The organism is Pseudomonas sp. NPDC077649 (assembly GCF_044542855.1).
Lineage (GTDB): Bacteria > Pseudomonadota > Gammaproteobacteria > Pseudomonadales > Pseudomonadaceae > Aquipseudomonas.
Genome location: NZ_JBITVF010000001.1, coordinates 531,965 through 548,157 on the forward strand (window position 1 = coordinate 531,965; position 16,193 = coordinate 548,157).

Annotated in this window: 16 protein-coding genes; 9 read left to right on the forward strand and 7 right to left on the reverse strand. The window is 66.8% G+C overall.

Annotated features, from left to right (window positions below):
* Positions 1-68 precede the first annotated feature (68 nt).
* Positions 69-1,652 carry a peptide chain release factor 3 gene (locus tag ACIGFL_RS02305; protein WP_397496007.1) on the reverse strand — a complete coding sequence of 528 codons (1,584 nt, stop codon included), beginning with the start codon at positions 1,650-1,652 and terminating at the stop codon, positions 69-71.
* A gap of 569 nt (positions 1,653-2,221) precedes the next feature.
* On the opposite strand from ACIGFL_RS02305, the gene ACIGFL_RS02310 reads away from it, so the two are divergent.
* From ACIGFL_RS02310 to ACIGFL_RS02325, 4 genes are all read left to right on the forward strand, one after another.
* Positions 2,222-3,385, forward strand: coding sequence for a type III PLP-dependent enzyme (locus tag ACIGFL_RS02310; RefSeq protein WP_021442828.1), 1,164 nt, complete (start codon positions 2,222-2,224; stop codon positions 3,383-3,385).
* Positions 3,386-3,619: 234 nt separating this feature from the next.
* The gene (locus tag ACIGFL_RS02315; RefSeq protein ID WP_397496008.1) at positions 3,620-5,914 is read left to right on the forward strand and encodes a TonB-dependent receptor; all 2,295 of its coding nucleotides are present in this window, start codon (positions 3,620-3,622) and stop codon (positions 5,912-5,914) included.
* Positions 5,915-6,061: 147 nt separating this feature from the next.
* A complete protein-coding gene (locus ACIGFL_RS02320) occupies positions 6,062-6,730 on the forward strand; it encodes a Fe2+-dependent dioxygenase (protein WP_397496009.1) in 669 nt (222 codons plus the stop codon).
* Positions 6,731-6,824: 94 nt separating this feature from the next.
* A complete protein-coding gene (locus tag ACIGFL_RS02325; protein ID WP_397496010.1) occupies positions 6,825-7,931 on the forward strand; it encodes an alpha-hydroxy acid oxidase in 1,107 nt (368 codons plus the stop codon).
* A 7-nt stretch (positions 7,932-7,938) separates the two neighbouring features.
* Here ACIGFL_RS02325 and ACIGFL_RS02330 read toward each other — a convergent pair whose 3' ends face one another.
* A complete protein-coding gene (locus tag ACIGFL_RS02330) occupies positions 7,939-8,376 on the reverse strand; it encodes a YqaA family protein (protein ID WP_397496011.1) in 438 nt (145 codons plus the stop codon).
* A 40-nt stretch (positions 8,377-8,416) separates the two neighbouring features.
* On the reverse strand, positions 8,417-9,145 hold the full coding sequence (locus ACIGFL_RS02335) for a VC0807 family protein (RefSeq protein WP_397496012.1): 729 nt from the start codon (positions 9,143-9,145) through the stop codon (positions 8,417-8,419).
* Positions 9,146-9,222: 77 nt separating this feature from the next.
* Between ACIGFL_RS02335 and ACIGFL_RS02340 the strand changes: the two genes are divergently transcribed.
* The 4 genes from ACIGFL_RS02340 to ACIGFL_RS02355 all read left to right on the forward strand — a co-directional run bounded on the left by ACIGFL_RS02340 (position 9,223) and on the right by ACIGFL_RS02355 (position 11,569).
* Positions 9,223-9,363: a hypothetical protein gene (locus ACIGFL_RS02340; protein WP_397496013.1), complete on the forward strand. Its 141-nt coding sequence runs from the start codon at positions 9,223-9,225 to the stop codon at positions 9,361-9,363.
* An 80-nt stretch (positions 9,364-9,443) separates the two neighbouring features.
* Positions 9,444-10,214: an ABC transporter substrate-binding protein gene (locus tag ACIGFL_RS02345; RefSeq protein ID WP_122108153.1), complete on the forward strand. Its 771-nt coding sequence runs from the start codon at positions 9,444-9,446 to the stop codon at positions 10,212-10,214.
* Positions 10,215-10,369: 155 nt separating this feature from the next.
* A complete protein-coding gene (locus tag ACIGFL_RS02350) occupies positions 10,370-11,233 on the forward strand; it encodes an oxaloacetate decarboxylase (protein ID WP_397496615.1) in 864 nt (287 codons plus the stop codon).
* 69 nt (positions 11,234-11,302) lie between these two features.
* Positions 11,303-11,569, forward strand: coding sequence for a DksA/TraR family C4-type zinc finger protein (locus ACIGFL_RS02355; RefSeq protein WP_021442668.1), 267 nt, complete (start codon positions 11,303-11,305; stop codon positions 11,567-11,569).
* Here ACIGFL_RS02355 and ACIGFL_RS02360 read toward each other — a convergent pair whose 3' ends face one another.
* A complete protein-coding gene (locus ACIGFL_RS02360; RefSeq protein ID WP_397496014.1) occupies positions 11,570-12,040 on the reverse strand; it encodes a hypothetical protein in 471 nt (156 codons plus the stop codon). It abuts the gene before it with no gap.
* Between the two features lie 186 nt (positions 12,041-12,226).
* On the opposite strand from ACIGFL_RS02360, the gene ACIGFL_RS02365 reads away from it, so the two are divergent.
* On the forward strand, positions 12,227-13,090 hold the full coding sequence (locus ACIGFL_RS02365; protein WP_397496015.1) for a DMT family transporter: 864 nt from the start codon (positions 12,227-12,229) through the stop codon (positions 13,088-13,090).
* A gap of 244 nt (positions 13,091-13,334) precedes the next feature.
* On the opposite strand, the gene ACIGFL_RS02370 is transcribed toward ACIGFL_RS02365, so the two are convergent.
* The 3 genes from ACIGFL_RS02370 to ACIGFL_RS02380 all read right to left on the reverse strand — a co-directional run bounded on the left by ACIGFL_RS02370 (position 13,335) and on the right by ACIGFL_RS02380 (position 16,192).
* A complete protein-coding gene (locus tag ACIGFL_RS02370; protein WP_397496016.1) occupies positions 13,335-13,838 on the reverse strand; it encodes an REP-associated tyrosine transposase in 504 nt (167 codons plus the stop codon).
* Between the two features lie 255 nt (positions 13,839-14,093).
* A complete protein-coding gene (ureC, locus tag ACIGFL_RS02375; protein ID WP_397496017.1) occupies positions 14,094-15,794 on the reverse strand; it encodes an urease subunit alpha in 1,701 nt (566 codons plus the stop codon).
* Between the two features lie 92 nt (positions 15,795-15,886).
* Positions 15,887-16,192: an urease subunit beta gene (locus ACIGFL_RS02380; protein WP_011920876.1), complete on the reverse strand. Its 306-nt coding sequence runs from the start codon at positions 16,190-16,192 to the stop codon at positions 15,887-15,889.
* Between the last annotated feature and the right edge of the window lies 1 nt (position 16,193).

Sequence of the window (16,193 nt, forward strand, 5' to 3'; positions counted from 1 at the left end):
TCCCTCTTCCTATAAGGGAGAGGGATGGGGGCCCGGCGAGGGGGGGAGGGTCGTGGGTTCACCGCCGATCAGTGATGCTCACGCGTCGCGCGGAACTTGATCTCCGGCCAGCGCTCTTCCATCAGGCTGAGGTTGACCCGGGTCGGCGCCAGGTAGGTGAGGTGGCCGCCGCCGTCGACGGCGAGGTTCTCGTAGGCCTTGTCCTTGAACTCCTTGAGCTTCTTCTCGTCGCTGCAGTCGATCCAGCGCGCCGACCAGACGTTGATCGCCTCGTAGGCGCATTCCACCTTGTATTCCTCCTTCAGGCGGCTGGCGACCACGTCGAACTGCAGTACACCGACCGCGCCGAGGATGATGTCGTTGTTGCGCTCGGGGAAGAACACCTGGGTCGCGCCTTCCTCGGCCAGCTCCTGCAGGCCCTGGCGCAGCTGCTTGGATTTCAGCGGGTCCTTCAGGCGCACGCGGCGGAACAGTTCCGGGGCAAAGTGGGGGATACCGGTGAAGCCCAGGCTCTCGCCTTCGGTGAAGGTGTCGCCGATCTGGATGGTGCCGTGGTTGTGCAGGCCGATGATGTCGCCGGCGAAGGCCTCGTCCAGGTGCTCGCGCTCGCTGGAGAAGAAGGTCAGCGCGTCGGCGACCTTGAGGTCCTTCTTGATCCGCACGTGGCGCATCTTCATGCCCTTCTCGTACTTGCCCGAACAGATACGCATAAAGGCGATGCGGTCGCGGTGCTTGGGGTCCATGTTCGCCTGGATCTTGAACACGAAGCCGCTGAACTTCTCCTCGATCGGTTCCACCACCCGTTCGTGGGCGGCGCGCGGCAGCGGGCGCGGGGCCCAGTCGACCACGGCGTCGAGCACCTGGTCGACGCCGAAGTTGCCCAGCGCGGTGCCGAAGAAAACCGGGGTCATCTCGCCCTTGAGGAAGGCTTCGGCATCGAATTCGTGGCAGGCGCCCTGGACCAGCTCCAGCTGGTCGACGAAGTGGTCGTAGAGGTCGCCCAGGTGTGCGCGGGCCGCGTCGGAGTCGAGGTGCTCGATGATCTTCACCTCGGTACGCTCGTGGCCGTGGCCCGGGGTGTAGACGATGATCTTGTCTTCGGACAGGTGGTACACGCCCTTGAAGTCGCGGTAGCAGCCGATCGGCCAGGTGATGGGCGCGGCCTTGATGTTCAGCACCGCCTCGATCTCGTCGAGCAGTTCGATGGGGTCGCGGATGTCGCGGTCGAGCTTGTTGATAAAGCTCACAATCGGAGTATCCCGCAGGCGGCATACGTCCATCAGGGCGATGGTGCGTGGCTCCACGCCCTTGCCGCCGTCGAGCACCATCAGCGCACTGTCCACCGCGGTCAGGGTGCGGTAGGTGTCTTCGGAGAAGTCTTCGTGGCCGGGGGTGTCGAGCAGGTTGATCATGTGCTCGCGGTAGGGGAACTGCATCACCGAGGTGGTGATGGAGATGCCGCGCTGCTTTTCCATCTCCATCCAGTCGCTGGTGGCGTGGCGGTCGGATTTGCGCGACTTCACCGTGCCGGCGACCTCGATGGCCTTGCCCATCAGCAGCAGCTTCTCGGTGATGGTGGTCTTGCCGGCGTCCGGGTGGGAAATGATGGCGAAGGTACGGCGCTTGGCGACTTCGGCGGCCTGGGTGGTCATGGGCTGAACCTGGATGAAGATGGGGCGAAAAATTGGTCGCGAAGTATACAGCAAGCGCCGTGCGGGTGCCTGCACCTCGGTGGCGAGCCGCCGGCAGCTTGTCGCGCCGCTGCGGATTGTCGGATCGGGTTTTGCGAAGCCGACCTCCGGCCTGGTCATGGCGCTGACTTGAGGCTGTTCTAGACTGTTTTGCAGCAGGGAGTTCGCCTGCCGGGCAAGCGGCTGCAGGCCGCGCCCGTTCAGCATTTCCGGGCATTTCGTGCGATATCCGGAACGATGAAATTTCCGGTTGATCTGAGGGGCGCATGGTCTTAAAGTCCGCGCCCGAACGTCCATGCTGGAAACGATCCATCCGGCTCAAGTACTGACGACGAGAGGTTGCCGGCCGGCCAGGTCGGTACCGGTGATGCTCGGCGACATGCCTTGGGAAGTAGGCGAACCAAAGTGGGGAAACTGTCAGACGTTCAGGCCGGAGCAACGCGCGGCCAGCCCCGACACGTGGCGGAACCTGTAAGCGGTTCTGCTGCCCGAATCAATGTGTTCCCGGTTTTGCCATTGGAGTCACCAGCATGTCGATCAAGGTCGAAGACTATTACGCACCCGCCACTTTTGCCCGCATGAAGGCGTTCGCCGATCAGCACGAAACCCCCTTCGTGGTGATCGACCGGCAGATCATCAGCGATGCCTACGATCAGCTGGGCAACTGCTTCCCGTTCGCCAAGGTCTACTACGCGGTCAAGGCCAACCCGGCCGTCGAGATCATCGAGCTGCTGCGCGACAAGGGCTCGAGCTTCGACATCGCCTCGATCTACGAGCTGGACAAGGTGATGGCCACTGGCGTCGGTCCCGAGCGCATCAGCTACGGCAACACCATCAAGAAGGCGCGCGACATCCGCTACTTCTTCGACAAGGGCGTGCGCCTGTTCGCCACCGACTCCGAGGCCGACCTGCGCAATATCGCCAAGGCCGCACCGGGCGCCAAGGTCTATGTGCGCATCCTCACCGAAGGCTCGACCAGCGCCGACTGGCCGCTGTCGCGCAAGTTCGGCTGCCAGCCGGACATGGCCCTGGACCTGCTGATCCTGGCCAAGCAGCTGGGCCTGGTGCCCTACGGCATCTCCTTCCACGTCGGTTCGCAGCAGCGCGACATCGACGTGTGGGACGCGGCCATCGCCAAGGTCAAGGTGATCTTCGAGCGCCTCAAGGAAGAGGACGGCATCACCCTGCAGATGATCAACATGGGCGGCGGCTTCCCGGCCAACTACATCCAGCGCACCAACGACCTGGAAACCTACGCCGAAGAGATCACTCGCTTCCTCAAGGAAGACTTCGGCGACGAGCTGCCGGAAATCATCCTCGAACCGGGTCGCTCGCTGATTGCCAACGCCGGCGTGCTGGTCTCGGAAGTGGTGCTGGTGGCGCGCAAGTCGCGCACCGCGGTGGAGCGCTGGGTCTACGCCGACGTCGGCAAGTTCAGCGGCCTGATCGAAACCATGGACGAGTCGATCAAGTTCCCGATCTGGACCGAGAAGAAGGGCGAGATGGAGGAAGTGGTGATCGCCGGTCCCACCTGCGACAGCGCCGACATCATGTACGAGCACTACAAGTACGGCCTGCCGCTCAACCTGGCCAGCGGCGACCGCCTCTACTGGCTGTCCACCGGTGCCTACACCACCAGCTACAGCGCGGTGGAGTTCAACGGCTTCCCGCCGCTGAAGTCCTACTACCTGTAAGCGACCTGCCTGGTCAGCAACGCCCACCTTGTGTGGGCGTTGTCATTTCTGCCGCCGGGCTTCTGCGCTTTCCCCCGGTTCGGCTGTAAACCCCTTTCCAGAGCGCGCTGTTGGCTAGACGCGATTGTCAGTGACATATTTGTTACAAATTCTCCTTTGTAAATCGTTCGTAAAGATTGATTGCAACTGAATCTCATCTACTATCGCGCGCAGTTTTTATCTGGAGTGATTCTCGTGAGCGATAAGCATAACAAGCGTGCACCTCTTCCCCAGCGTCGCCTGCTGGCTTCGGCCGTCGGCCTGGCCCTGGCGTCCGGCTTCGCCGTGGCTCAGGACAGTGCAGTGGAGCTGGACAACGTCACCGTGCAGGGCCAGCAGGACCAGGGCTACAAGGTCGACAAGGCGTCCTCGCCGAAGCAGACCGCGGCGCTGCTGGATACCCCACAGACGATCAACATCATTCCCGAAGCGCTGTTTCGCGAGCAGAACGCGCGCACCCTCACCGAGGTGCTGAAAAACACCCCGGGGATCAGTTTCAACGCCGGTGAGAACGGCTTCGCCAGCGGCACCAACAACTTCAGCCTGCGCGGTTTCGACACCAGCGGCAGCATCTTCATCGACGGCGCCCGCGACAACGGCAGCTACACCCGCGACGTGTTCAACGTCGAGCAGGTGGAAGTGGCCAAGGGCCCGGCCGCCGACAACGGCCGCGGTGGCGCCGGCGGCTACGTCAATCTGGTGACCAAGACGCCGACCCTGGAAAGCTTCATTGCCGGTGGCGCCAGCTTCGGCTTCGATCAGTACGATTCCGAGGCGCGCCGCCGCGCCACCCTGGATACCAACCAGATCATCCACGACAGCGCCGCCTTCCGCCTCAACCTGCTGGTGGAAGACAGCGGCGTGGCCGGTCGCGAGCACGCCGAGAAGAACAGCTGGGGCCTGGCGCCGTCGCTGGCCTTCGGCCTGGGCACCGACACCCGCGCGATCTTCGCCTACGAGCACGTGCAGATGAACGACCGCCCGGACTGGGGTGTTTCCGGTGCGTCGGTCAAGGGCATGAAGGGCGACACGCCCTATAACCCGGCGCTGTCCGGGGTCGACCGCGACGAGTTCTACGGCCTCAAGTCGGACTTCGACGACACCACCAGCGATGCGCTGCTGGTGCGTCTGGAACACGACCTGTCCACCGGCATGACCCTGAGCAACCAGACCCGCTGGGCGCGCGTCGACCGCCAGGCGCGCTACACCCTGCCCTTCCAGTACCTGGGCGGCGACCAGCTGCGTACCGACACCCAGTTCTACGACCGGGTCAACACCAGCCTGAGCAACCTGACCAACCTCTCGGCGCAGTTCGCCACCGGTTCGATCAAGCACAACCTGGCCGCCGGCCTGGAGCTGACCCGCGAGGAGTCCGAGGCCGGCACCTATGCCGAGGTCAACCCGGGCAACGTCGATATCTTCGACCCGGACTGGGAGCGTAGCGGGCCGGCTTCCAAGCACAGCCGCCTGCGCGAGCGCAGCGACGTGACCGTCGACACCGTGGCGCTGTACCTCTACGACACCCTGGAGTTCACCCCGCAGTGGCAACTGACCGGCGGCCTGCGCCTGGAGCAGTACGACGTCGATATCCGCAGCCGTAACGTCCAGACCGGCGCCGCGGTGGGCGCCGACGGCTTCGACGACCGCGAGTTCAGCATCGGCGGCAAACTCGGCCTGGTCTACAAGCCGGCAGAGAACGGCAGTCTGTATGCCGCCTACGGCGTGTCCACCCAGCCGCCCGGCTCCTACCTGTCCAACCCGGACATCTCGCGGGTCAACGGCCAGGCCTTCCCCGGCTTCGTCCCGGGCGCCGATCCGGTGCGCGCGCACAACTACGAAGTCGGCACCAAGTGGGACTTCTTCGACAAGCGCCTGTCCACCACCGCAGCGCTGTTCTACACGGTGAAGAAGGACGTGGCCATCACCGGCCGCGACGCCGGCGAGACCAGCGACAGCCTCAAGGGCTACGGCGAGCAGGTGGTCAAGGGCCTGGAGCTGGGCGCCTCGGGCCAGATCACCGAGGCCTGGAACGTCTACGGCGGCATCGTCTTCATGGACAGCGAGCGCAAGCACAGCGCCTATCTGGACGAGGTGCGTCGACGCGCCAACGCCGGCGACTACGGCACTGCGCTGCGCACCGACGGCGACGAGCTGGCCTTCACCCCCAAGGTGTCTGGCAACCTGTGGACCACCTACCGCCTGCCGGTCGGCCTGACCCTGGGCCTGGGCGCGCAGCACGTCGGTTCGTCCTACCTGGGCCGCCCGGACGATGCCAGCCGTATCGTCGCCAACGGCCTGTACGGCAAGCTGCCGAGCTACACCACCTTCGCCGCCATGGCCAGCTACGAGGTCAACCAGAACCTCGATGTGCGCCTGAACGTCGACAACCTGACCGACGAGGAATACGCCGTCTCCAGCAACTGGAACGGTCGCCGCGTGCTGCTGGGCGACCCGCGTACCTTCACCCTGAGCACCAACTTCCGCTTCTAAGCGCAAGTGCCTGTGGCAACGCCCCGACCGCGCCAGCGGCCGGGGCGTTTGCCTGTAGCAGGAGCGAGCGCCAGGCATGGCTGTCATAGTGGCCTCGCTCTCTTTAGAATTCTGCGCCAACGGCGAGCCGCCCTGGAGACCTCACCCATGCTGCTGCATATCCCCGATCTGCTGAGCGCCGAGCAGCTGCGCCAGTGTCGCGCCGCGCTACAGGCCGCCAACTGGCAGGACGGTCGGCACAGCGCCGGGCATCAGGCGGTCGGCGTCAAGGCCAACCAGCAACTGGCCCAGGACGATCCGCTGGCCCAGCAACTGGCCGAGTTCGTCCTCGCCCAGCTCGGCCAGAGCCCGCGTTTCATGGCCGCTGCACTGCCGCTCAAGGTGCTGCCGCCGCGCTTCAACCGCTACGCCGAGGGCGGCAGCTACGGCGCGCATATCGACAGCGCCGTGTTCAGCGTGCCGGGCACGCCGCACCGCATCCGCGCCGACCTGTCGGCCACCCTGTTCCTCAGCGAGCCGGACGAGTACGACGGCGGCGAGCTGGTGCTGCAGGACAAGCGCGTCAAGCTGCCCGCCGGCCATCTGCTGCTCTATTCCAGCGGCAGCCTGCACCGGGTCGAGCCGGTGACCCGCGGCGCGCGCCTGGCCGCCTTCTTCTGGGTGCAGAGCCTGGTGCGCGAGGAGTCGCAGCGTAACCTGCTGCTGGAGCTGGACGACAGCATCCAGGCGTTGCGCCAGCAACTGCCGGACAGCCCCGAGCTGCTGCGCCTGACCGGCGTCTACCACAACCTGCTGCGCCAGTGGTCGCAGACCTGAGCGTTCGACCCGTAGCCCGGATGCAATCCGGGGATAGCTGGCGCGCATTTCCCGGATGGCATCCGGGCGACCAACAACTCGCGGAGAGGCTCCCATGCCCTTGCCCAAACTGCAGCAGATACCCGCAGAAATCGCCGCGCTGGCCGACTACGAGCGCTTCGCCCGCGAGCGCCTGAGTGAGCAGGCCTGGGCCTACCTGGCCGGCGGCGCCGCCGACGAGCTGACCCTGGCCGACAACCGCGCCGCCTTCGACCGCCTGCGCCTGCGCAGCCGCGTACTGCGGGATCTGAGCGGCGGCAACACGCGCCTGCGCCTGTTCGGCCAGGACTTCGACCACCCGATCTTCCTCGCCCCGGTGGCCTATCAGCAGCTGGCCCACCCCGACGGCGAGCTGGCCAGCGTGCTGGCGGCCGGCGCGGTGCGCGCCGGCATGCTGGTCAGCACCCAGGCCAGCGTCGAACTGGAAACTATCGCCGCCGCCGCGCAGACGCCGCTGTGGTTCCAGCTGTATATCCAGCCCGATCGCGACTTCACCGCGGCGCTGGTGCGCCGCGCCGAGGCGGCCGGCTACCAGGCGCTGGTGCTGACCGTGGATGCGCCGGTCAGCGGCGTGCGCAACCGCGAGCAGCGCGCCGGCTTCGCCCTGCCGGCGGGTGTCGAGGCGGTCAACCTGCGCGGCATGCGCCCGCTGCAGGCCCAGGCGGATCCCGATGCCCGCAGCCTGCTGCTCGGCGGCCCGCTATTGGCGGCGGCGCCGACCTGGGCCGATCTGGCCTGGCTGCGTGGGCTGACCCGTCTGCCGATCCTGCTCAAGGGCATCATGAGCGGCGCCGATGCCGAGCAGGCGCTGGCGGCGGGGATGGATGGGCTGATCGTCTCCAACCACGGCGGGCGCAGCCTGGACGGCCTGCCGGCGACCATCGAGGCGCTGCCGGAAGTGGCCGCCGCGGTGCAGAAGCAAGTGCCGCTGCTGCTCGACGGCGGCATCCGCCGCGGCAGCGACGTGCTCAAGGCGCTGGCCCTGGGCGCCGATGCGGTGCTGGTGGGAAGGCCCTATGTGTTCGGCCTGGCGGCGGCCGGCGCGGTGGGCGTGGCCCATGTGCTGCAGATGCTGCGCGGCGAACTGGAAGTGGCCATGGCCCTGACCGGCTGCCGCGACCTGGCCGCCATCGGTCCCGAGACGATCTGGCGGCCGGCTTAGCGCGCGTTCAGCTCAGCTGCAGGGTCAGCGCGGCCAGCACCGCGTAGCGCGAGGCCTTGGCCAGACTGACGAGGGCGAGGAACACCCACAGGCGTTCGCGCATCACCCCGGCGACCAGGGTCAGCGGGTCGCCGATCACCGGCAGCCAGCTCAGCAGCAGCGACCAGCGCCCATGGCGGGCGTACCAGGCCTGCGCCTGCTGCAGGCGCGCCGGGCTGACCGGGAACCAACGGCGTTCCCGGTAGCGCTCGATGGAGCGGCCGAGCAGCCAGTTGATCCAGGAACCCAGCACGTTGCCGCAGGTGGCCACCAGCAGCAGGGCCCAGAGGGCGTGTTCGCCGTGCAGCAGCAGGCCCACCAGCACGGCCTCCGACTGCAGCGGCAGCAGGGTGGCGGCGCCGAAGGCGGAGAGGAACAGGGCCGGGTAGGCGGACAGGCTCAGCATCGTGGCGTTGCGCCGACCGGGCGGCCGGCGCGGACGGGAATCAGGACTGCGACTCCTGACCCGGGTGGGCCATGATCTCTTCCAGGCTCAGGCCGGTGAGGCCGTGGATGGTCTTCCACAGGTAGTAGAAGATCGCCATCAGCATGATCATCGAGGGGATGGCGATCATCGGGTAGCTGAGCAGGGTCATGCGCCCCAGCTCGTCGTTGAACGCCTCGGTACCGGCCGGGCTGACGACTATCCACTTGGCCAGCACGTAGTTCATCAGCGAGGAAAAGAAGAAGGTGCCGCTGAGCCAGTAGGTGGCGCGCATCAGCCGGGTCTCGAAGTGCTCGAGGTGGCCGCCCTGTTCCAGGCGCTGGTGGATCTTGTCGACGTTGAGCACCGACTTGTTGAACAGCAGGGTACGGATCAGCGGGTAGCGGGTGCGGGTCGAGACCAGCACGGCGATGCCGATCAGCCCGGGGATCGCCGCTTCCTTGACCGCCAGCCACTGGGTGTCGAGGTGCAGCAGGCCGATGCCGCCGGTCAGCGCCACGCTGATCAGGCCGAGCAGGGCGATGAAGTTGAACTTGCGGTACTTGATCAGCTCGAACGCGCCCCAGCCCAGCGGGAAGGCCAGCGCCAGCAGCAGCGCGCCGTCGGCGCCGAGGCGCTCGTCGCCGCTGAGCTTCATCAGGATGAACGAGGGGATCAGGATGCTGATGGCCAGGTCGATCAGCGGGCGGGGCTTGTGCGTCGGGATGCGGCTGTCGGTGGTAGCGGTCATAACGTCTGGAGTCTGCGTAGGAGGCCCGATGATCGCCTGCCCGGCGCGCCAGGGCTAGCCCGACCGTCGGTTGGAATGTGAAAAAGTATGAGCCGACAGCTGGGCGACAGGCGCTGCAGGGCGAACCGGCGGCGTCGCGCCTGCAGCTGCTGCCCGAACCGCGCGTGCTGACTGCGGCGGAGCTGGTCAACGCCGCCGCCGCCGAGCAGCCTTGGTGATGCGCCGGGCAGGCGTTTATCATCGTGCGCCTGGTCGCTCCTAATCCTGCAGTGGGGCGCGCCTCAGTCGGTGGCCGCTGATGACCCTGAAATGCAAAGCCTGTGTCCTGTTGTTGCTCTGCAGCCTGGCCACCTCCCTGGCCGCCGAGCTGCGCCTGTACACCGAGGACTATCGGCCGTTCAGCTACCTCGAGGACGGCCAGCCGAGCGGCATGGCGGTGGCGGTGGTCGAGGAACTGATCCGCCGCACCGGCGAGTCGGCGCGCATCGAAGTGGTGCCCTGGACGCGCGGTTACCACCAGGTTCGCCGGCTACCCGATACGGCGCTGTTCTCCACCGTGCGCACGGCGCCGCGCGAGGCGCTGTTCCACTGGGTCGGCCCCATCGCCCGCGGCCATACGCGCTTCTACAGCCGCAAGGCGGACGGCCTGCACGTCGCCGACCTGGACGGCGTGCGCCGTCTCGGTCCCCTGGCCGTGCCCAAGCAGTGGTACTCCTACGAGCTGCTGACCGAGCTGGGCCTGGACAACCTTTACGGTGTGCCGACGCCGCAGGACATGCTGCGTATGTTCCGCCACGGCCGGGTCAAGCTGCTGCTCGCCAACAGCCTGACCCTCGACGGCATGCTGGCCGAACAGGGCATGCAGGCCGAGCAGCTGCAGGCGCAGTTCGACCTGATGCCCAACGATTCCTACATCGCCTTCTCCCGCCAGACCGATGCGCGGCGCGTGGAGCGCTGGCAGCAGGCGCTGCTGGAGATGCGCCGCGACGGCAGCCTGGAACGCATCTACCGGCACTGGTTGCCCTGGGTCGATGCCGAGACCTTGGCCGAGCTGCTGCGCGACGACTGAGCGCGCGGCACGCCTCCTGCCGCAGCGCGCCGAGTGACGCCGCTCGGCCAGCGGTGGCGCATGTCGGTGTCCTGCGCCCCGGTTCGTCGCGTCTATCCGGGTAACCCTACAGCCGATCCGCGATTCACCTGACTGGAATACGCACCATGCCCATCCTGCAACGCGCCTCCCACCACCAACTGCGCAGCGCCTTTCGCGCGCTGCTGGCCTCCGACCGCTGTTACCACACCGCCTCGGTGTTCGACCCGATGTCCGCGCGGATCGCCGCCGACCTGGATTTCGAGGTCGGCATCCTCGGCGGCTCGGTGGCCTCGCTGCAGGTGCTGGGGGCGCCGGACTTCGCCCTGATCAGCCTGAGCGAATTCGTCGAGCAGGCCACGCGCATCGGCAGGGTCGCGCGCCTGCCGGTGATCGCCGACGCCGACCATGGCTACGGCAACGCGCTCAACGTGATGCGCACGGTGGTCGAACTGGAGCGTGCCGGGGTGGCCGCGCTGACCATCGAGGACACCCTGCTGCCGGCGCAGTTCGGCCGCAAGTCCACCGACCTCATCTCGGTCGAGGAGGGCGTCGGCAAGATCCGCGCGGCGCTGGAGGCGCGCATCGATCCGGAGCTGGCGATCATCGCCCGCAGCCACGCCGGGGTGCTCGAGGTCGACGAGGTGATCCGCCGCACCCGCGCCTACCAGGCCGCCGGCGCCGACGCCATCTGCCTGGTCGGGGTCAAGGATTTCGCCCACCTGGAGCAGATCGCCGGCGGCCTTGGCGTGCCGCTGATGCTGGTCACCTACGGCAACCCGCAGCTGCGCGACAACGCCCGCCTGGCGCGGCTCGGCGTGCGCATCCTGGTCAACGGCCACGGCGCCTACTTCGCCGCGATCAAGGCCACCTACGACTGCCTGCGCGAGCAGCGCGGCATCGAGCCGGGCGATCTCAACGCCACCGAGCTGACCCACAAGTACAGCCTGCCCGAGGACTATATCGTCTGGGCCCGTGAGTTTATGGAAGTCAAGGAGTGACGACGGGCTGCTCTTGAACTTCGCCCGCCGTGGGCGCATATCTGTCTGGTGGGGGCGAGGAGACAGACGATGGCAGGCGGTTGGGCGAGCGACACGGCGGTACAGGAACAGATCGACAGCAGCATCGAGGACGCCGTGGCGCGCGCTCGCAGCCAGCTGCCGAAAGGCGAGAGCCTGCGCCACTGCGAGGAATGCGGCGCGGCGATTCCCGAGGCGCGCCGCCAGGCCATTCCCGGCGTACGCCTGTGCGTGGCCTGCCAGGCCGAGCACGACCGCGAGCAGGCCGCTTTCAGCGGCTACAACAGGCGCGGCAGCAAGGACAGTCAGCTGCGCTGATCAGGGCGTGACGGAGTAGCCGCGCCCGCTCATGCAATTGATATAGGCCTGCTGCGCGTTGTCGCCGGCGCTGTCGTTGCGACGGTTTTCGCGCCGCTCCTGGCGCTGCCTGGAGCCTCCCACGGCCATACCGACGGCCGCCGCGTCGCGCGCCTGATTCTGCCGGTACTCCTGCTTGATATCGTCGTCCACCCGGTCGTAGACCTCGTCGTGGCGATTGCCGCGAATCTGCGCCGCCGTGGCACCCACCGCGGCACCCTTGGCCGCGCCGCGCAGGCGCTCGCCACCGACGCCGTCGTTGCCGCTCTGCGTTTGGCTGCCGCCGGCATGGGCCTGGCAGCTGGCGATATCGGCTTGAATCTGCTCCGGGCTTTGCCCCTGCAGGGGCGTCAGTGTTTCCGCCTGGGCGAGGGGCAGGCTGAGCAGCAACAGGCCGCCGAGTAGGCGGCAAGACGGCGAGGGCGGGCGCATGAGGTCGATCTCCCATCGGAGGGATGGATTTTCACTATAGTCCCGCCATGGACGGCCGCTGGCGCCCGCTCGGGTTTGCCGACGGGCGTTCGATGGACGGTCCGGTCGGAGGCGTGGTGCCCCTGGGCAAAGCGGCGAATGCTCGCTAGAGTTGGTAGCCTGCTAACTATTCGTTTGGTTTGTTCCGTGCCGACTTCCCATCGCCCGGGCCTGGGCATCCTGCTGATCCTCGCCGCCGGCCTGTTGCTGGCCAGCCACGACGCCCTGTCGAAATCCCTGACCCAGCTCTACCCGGTGCTGCTGGTGGTGTGGGCGCGCTACCTGGCGCAGACCCTGTTGATGGCGGTGCTGTTCGCCCCGCGCCTGGGCTGGGACCTGGTGCGCACCCGGCGGCCCTGGCTGCAACTGACGCGTGGCCTGAGCCTGGTGGCGATCAGCCTGCTGTTCTTCAGTGCACTGCGCTACATACCGCTGGGCGAGGCGACGGCGGTGATCTTCCTGGCGCCGCTGGTGGTGATCCTGCTATCGGCCTTCGTGCTCAAGGAGCAGATCGGCGCCGGGATATGGCTGGCAGTGGGCTGCGGTCTGCTCGGCGTGCTGATCATCGTGCGCCCTGGCGGCGCGTTGTTCACCCCGGCAATCCTGCTGCCGTTCGCGGCGGCGCTGTGCTTTGGCCTCTACCAGTTGCTCACCCGACGCCTGAGCGCCACCGACCATCCGGCCACCAGCAACTTTCTCACCAGCCTGCTCGGCGCGCTGCTGATGAGCCTGGCACTGCCCTGGGTCTGGCAACTACCGGAGTTCTCCCACGGCCTGCTGATGGCGGCGCTCGGCGCCCTGGCGATGACCGGGCACATGCTGCTGACCCACGCCTACCGCTTCGCCAGCGCGGCCAGCCTGGCGCCCTTCACCTACGGCCAGATCGTCATCGCCACCCTGCTGGGCATGCTCTTCTTCGCCCACACCCCGGACGCCGGCGGCATCGCCGGCATGGCCATCATCATCCTCAGCGGCCTGTGCCTGGCCTGGAGCCAGCGACGGGCGGGCTAGATACGGTTGTGGCGCATTCGGCGGGTCGAGGCGCCTGCGCCCAAGCCCAACGGGGGCAGGACTGTCGGCCGCTTCAGCGGTAGGTTGGGTTGAGGAGCTTGCGACGAAGCCCAACGGGGGTTGGGACCGTCGGGCGGAGCACTGCGTGCTCCCTGTTGGGCTTCGCTGCGCTCAGCGCCAACCTACGCACCAACCGACGCTCAGCACCAACCTGTGTCCGGCGGCAGGCGGCGCTTTTTGCAGTTCAGGTGCCGCCTCCGGCCCAGTCGACGGGTAACAGGCCTTGGGCGATATGCCGGTGAATGGAGGAGAACGGCCATTCTGCGGGGCATCGGGCGTGACCGTGCTTGACCGGATTGAAGTGGATGTAATCGATATGCCGTTGCAGGTCGTCGGCATCGCGGATGCAGTGTTCCCAGTAGCGTCGCTGCCAGATGCCGCGTTCGCGTTTGAGGTGGCGCGACAGGGAAACAGGCTCGCAGTCGTCGAGGGCTCGGGAGAAGCCGGATTTGATCAGGGCCCACCGGGTCGGGTAAGCGCAGTCCCCCTGCGGCAGTTGCCAAATGCAGTGCAGGTGCTCCGGAAGTACCACGATGGCCGGGATGCGAAAGGGATGACGCTGATGCACCGCGCGAAATGCCGCACGCAGGGCGTCGATATGACGGGTTAGCAGGTCTTGCGAGCGATCGGCCAGCGTGACCGTGAAGAAGTAGGTACCGCCCGCCACCCGGGCGCGTCGATAACGCATGTTCACCGTCCTTGGTGTGGTTGTCGTTCGCGTCAGTGTAGTTGCGTTGTCGAGGTTGGGGGGTATCCGGTAGGTTGGGTTGAGGAGCTTGCGACGAAACCCAACGGGGGGGTGAGACCGTCGGGCGGAGCACTGCGTGCTCCCTGTTGGGCTTCGCTGCGCTCAGCGCCAACCTACCTCAGCGCCAACCTACGTTCAGCACCAGCCACCTCAGTGCCAACCTACATGCCTGCCGAGTCCAGCCTGGCTCCCGCTTTAGAACAGGAAATAGCGCTGCGCCATCGGCAGCACCTCGGCCGGCTCGCACCAGAGCAGTTGGCCGTCGGCCTTGACCTGGTAGTTCTGCGGGTCGACCTCGATGTTCGGCAGGTAGCCGTTGTGGATCAGGTCGGTCTTCTGCACCTCGCGGCAGCCCTTGACCACGCCGATCTTCTTCTGCAGGCCGAGCTGCTGCGGCACGCCGGCGTCGAACGCGGCCTGGCTGATGAAGGTGATGCTGGTGGCATGCCGGCTACCGGCGTAGCTGGCGAACATCGGCCGGTAGTGCACCGGTTGCGGCGTGGGGATCGAGGCGTTGGCGTCGCCCATCAGGCTGGCGGCAATCGCCCCGCCCTTGAGGATCAGCGTCGGTTTCACCCCGAAGAAGGCCGGGCGCCAGAGCACCAGGTCGGCCCACTTGCCCACTTCGATGGAACCCACCTCGTGGCTGATGCCATGGGTGATGGCCGGGTTGATGGTGTATTTGGCGATGTAGCGCTTGGCGCGGAAGTTGTCGTTGCCCGGCGCGTCCTCCGGCAGCGGACCGCGCTGCTGCTTCATCTTGTCGGCGGTCTGCCAGGTGCGGGTGATCACCTCGCCGACGCGGCCCATGGCCTGGCTGTCGGAGCTGATCATGGAAAAGGCGCCGAGGTCATGCAGGATATCCTCCGCCGCAATGGTTTCCCGGCGGATACGGCTCTCGGCAAAGGCCACGTCCTCGGCGATGCTCGGGTCGAGGTGGTGGCAGACCATCAGCATGTCCAGGTGCTCGTCGATGGTGTTCTTGGTGAACGGCCGGGTCGGGTTGGTCGAGCTGGGCAGCACATTCGGAAATCCACAGGCCTTGATGATATCCGGCGCATGGCCGCCGCCGGCCCCTTCGGTGTGGTAGGTGTGGATGGTGCGGCCCTTGAAGGCGCCGAGGGTGGTCTCGACGAAGCCGGACTCGTTCAGCGTGTCGGTGTGGATCGCCACCTGCACGTCGTACTGGTCGGCGACCGATAGGCAGTTGTCGATGGCCGCCGGGGTGGTGCCCCAGTCCTCGTGCAGCTTCAGACCGATGGCGCCGGCCTTGACCTGCTCGATCAAGGGCTCGGGCAGCGAGGCGTTGCCCTTGCCGGTGAAGCCCAGGTTCATCGGGAAGGCATCGGCGGCCTGCAGCATGCGCGCCATGTGCCAGGGGCCTGAGGTGCAGGTGGTGGCGTTGGTGCCGGTGGCAGGTCCCGTGCCGCCACCGATCATGGTGGTGACGCCGCTCATCAGCGCCTCTTCGATCTGCTGCGGGCAGATGAAGTGGATATGGGTGTCGATGCCGCCGGCGGTGAGGATCATGCCCTCGCCGGCGATCACCTCGGTGCCGGCGCCAATCGCAATGGTCACATCGGGCTGGATATCCGGGTTGCCGGCCTTGCCGATGGCGGCGATGCGTCCGTCCTTGAGACCGACGTCGGCCTTGACGATGCCCCAGTGGTCGATGATCAGCGCGTTGGTGATCAGGGTGTCGACTACATCTTTGGCGCACAGCTGGCCCTGGCCCATGCCGTCGCGGATCACCTTGCCGCCGCCGAACTTCACTTCCTCGCCATAGGTGGTGAAGTCCTTTTCCACTTCGATCCACAGGTCGGTGTCGGCCAGGCGCACCTTGTCGCCGACCGTGGCGCCGAACATATCGGCGTAGGCTTGTCTGCTGATCTTCATTGGTTCGTCCCGTTGGGTGCGCCGTGCGCACCATCGCTATCCGCGTTGTTTGTGGCGCGCATGGCCCAGGCGGCCCCGCGACACCCTACTCGTCAAAGGTCGCCCATTACCCGGCCGGCGAAGCCGAATACCCGGCGCGCGCCGGCTAGATCGACCAGCTCCACCTCGCGGCTCTGCCCCGGCTCGAAACGCACCGCGGTGCCGGCCGGGATATTCAGGCGCATGCCGCGCGTGGATGCTCGATCGAAGATCAGCGCATCGTTGGTCTCGAAGAAGTGGTAGTGCGAGCCGACCTGGATCGGCCGGTCGCCGCTGTTGGCCACGGAAAGAGTCAGGGTACGGCGGCCGGCATTGAGCTCGATCTCGCCGTCGGCAATCTGGTATTGGCCGGGAATCATG

Excerpts from the sequence above, each read along its gene's own strand:
- ACIGFL_RS02335 (WP_397496012.1), bottom strand. The coding sequence starts at position 9,145 with ATGACCGCTACCACCGACAGCCGCATCCCGACGCACAAGCCCCGCCCG.
- ACIGFL_RS02360 (WP_397496014.1), bottom strand. The coding sequence starts at position 12,040 with ATGCGCCCGCCCTCGCCGTCTTGCCGCCTACTCGGCGGCCTGTTGCTG.
- ACIGFL_RS02355 (WP_021442668.1), top strand. The coding sequence starts at position 11,303 with ATGGCAGGCGGTTGGGCGAGCGACACGGCGGTACAGGAACAGATCGAC.
- ACIGFL_RS02370 (WP_397496016.1), bottom strand. The coding sequence starts at position 13,838 with ATGCGTTATCGACGCGCCCGGGTGGCGGGCGGTACCTACTTCTTCACG.
- ACIGFL_RS02320 (WP_397496009.1), top strand. The coding sequence starts at position 6,062 with ATGCTGCTGCATATCCCCGATCTGCTGAGCGCCGAGCAGCTGCGCCAG.
- ACIGFL_RS02345 (WP_122108153.1), top strand. The coding sequence starts at position 9,444 with ATGACCCTGAAATGCAAAGCCTGTGTCCTGTTGTTGCTCTGCAGCCTG.
- ACIGFL_RS02330 (WP_397496011.1), bottom strand. The coding sequence starts at position 8,376 with ATGCTGAGCCTGTCCGCCTACCCGGCCCTGTTCCTCTCCGCCTTCGGC.
- ACIGFL_RS02310 (WP_021442828.1), top strand. The coding sequence starts at position 2,222 with ATGTCGATCAAGGTCGAAGACTATTACGCACCCGCCACTTTTGCCCGC.
- ACIGFL_RS02380 (WP_011920876.1), bottom strand. The coding sequence starts at position 16,192 with ATGATTCCCGGCCAATACCAGATTGCCGACGGCGAGATCGAGCTCAAT.
- ureC (WP_397496017.1), bottom strand. The coding sequence starts at position 15,794 with ATGAAGATCAGCAGACAAGCCTACGCCGATATGTTCGGCGCCACGGTC.
- ACIGFL_RS02305 (WP_397496007.1), bottom strand. The coding sequence starts at position 1,652 with ATGACCACCCAGGCCGCCGAAGTCGCCAAGCGCCGTACCTTCGCCATC.
- ACIGFL_RS02325 (WP_397496010.1), top strand. The coding sequence starts at position 6,825 with ATGCCCTTGCCCAAACTGCAGCAGATACCCGCAGAAATCGCCGCGCTG.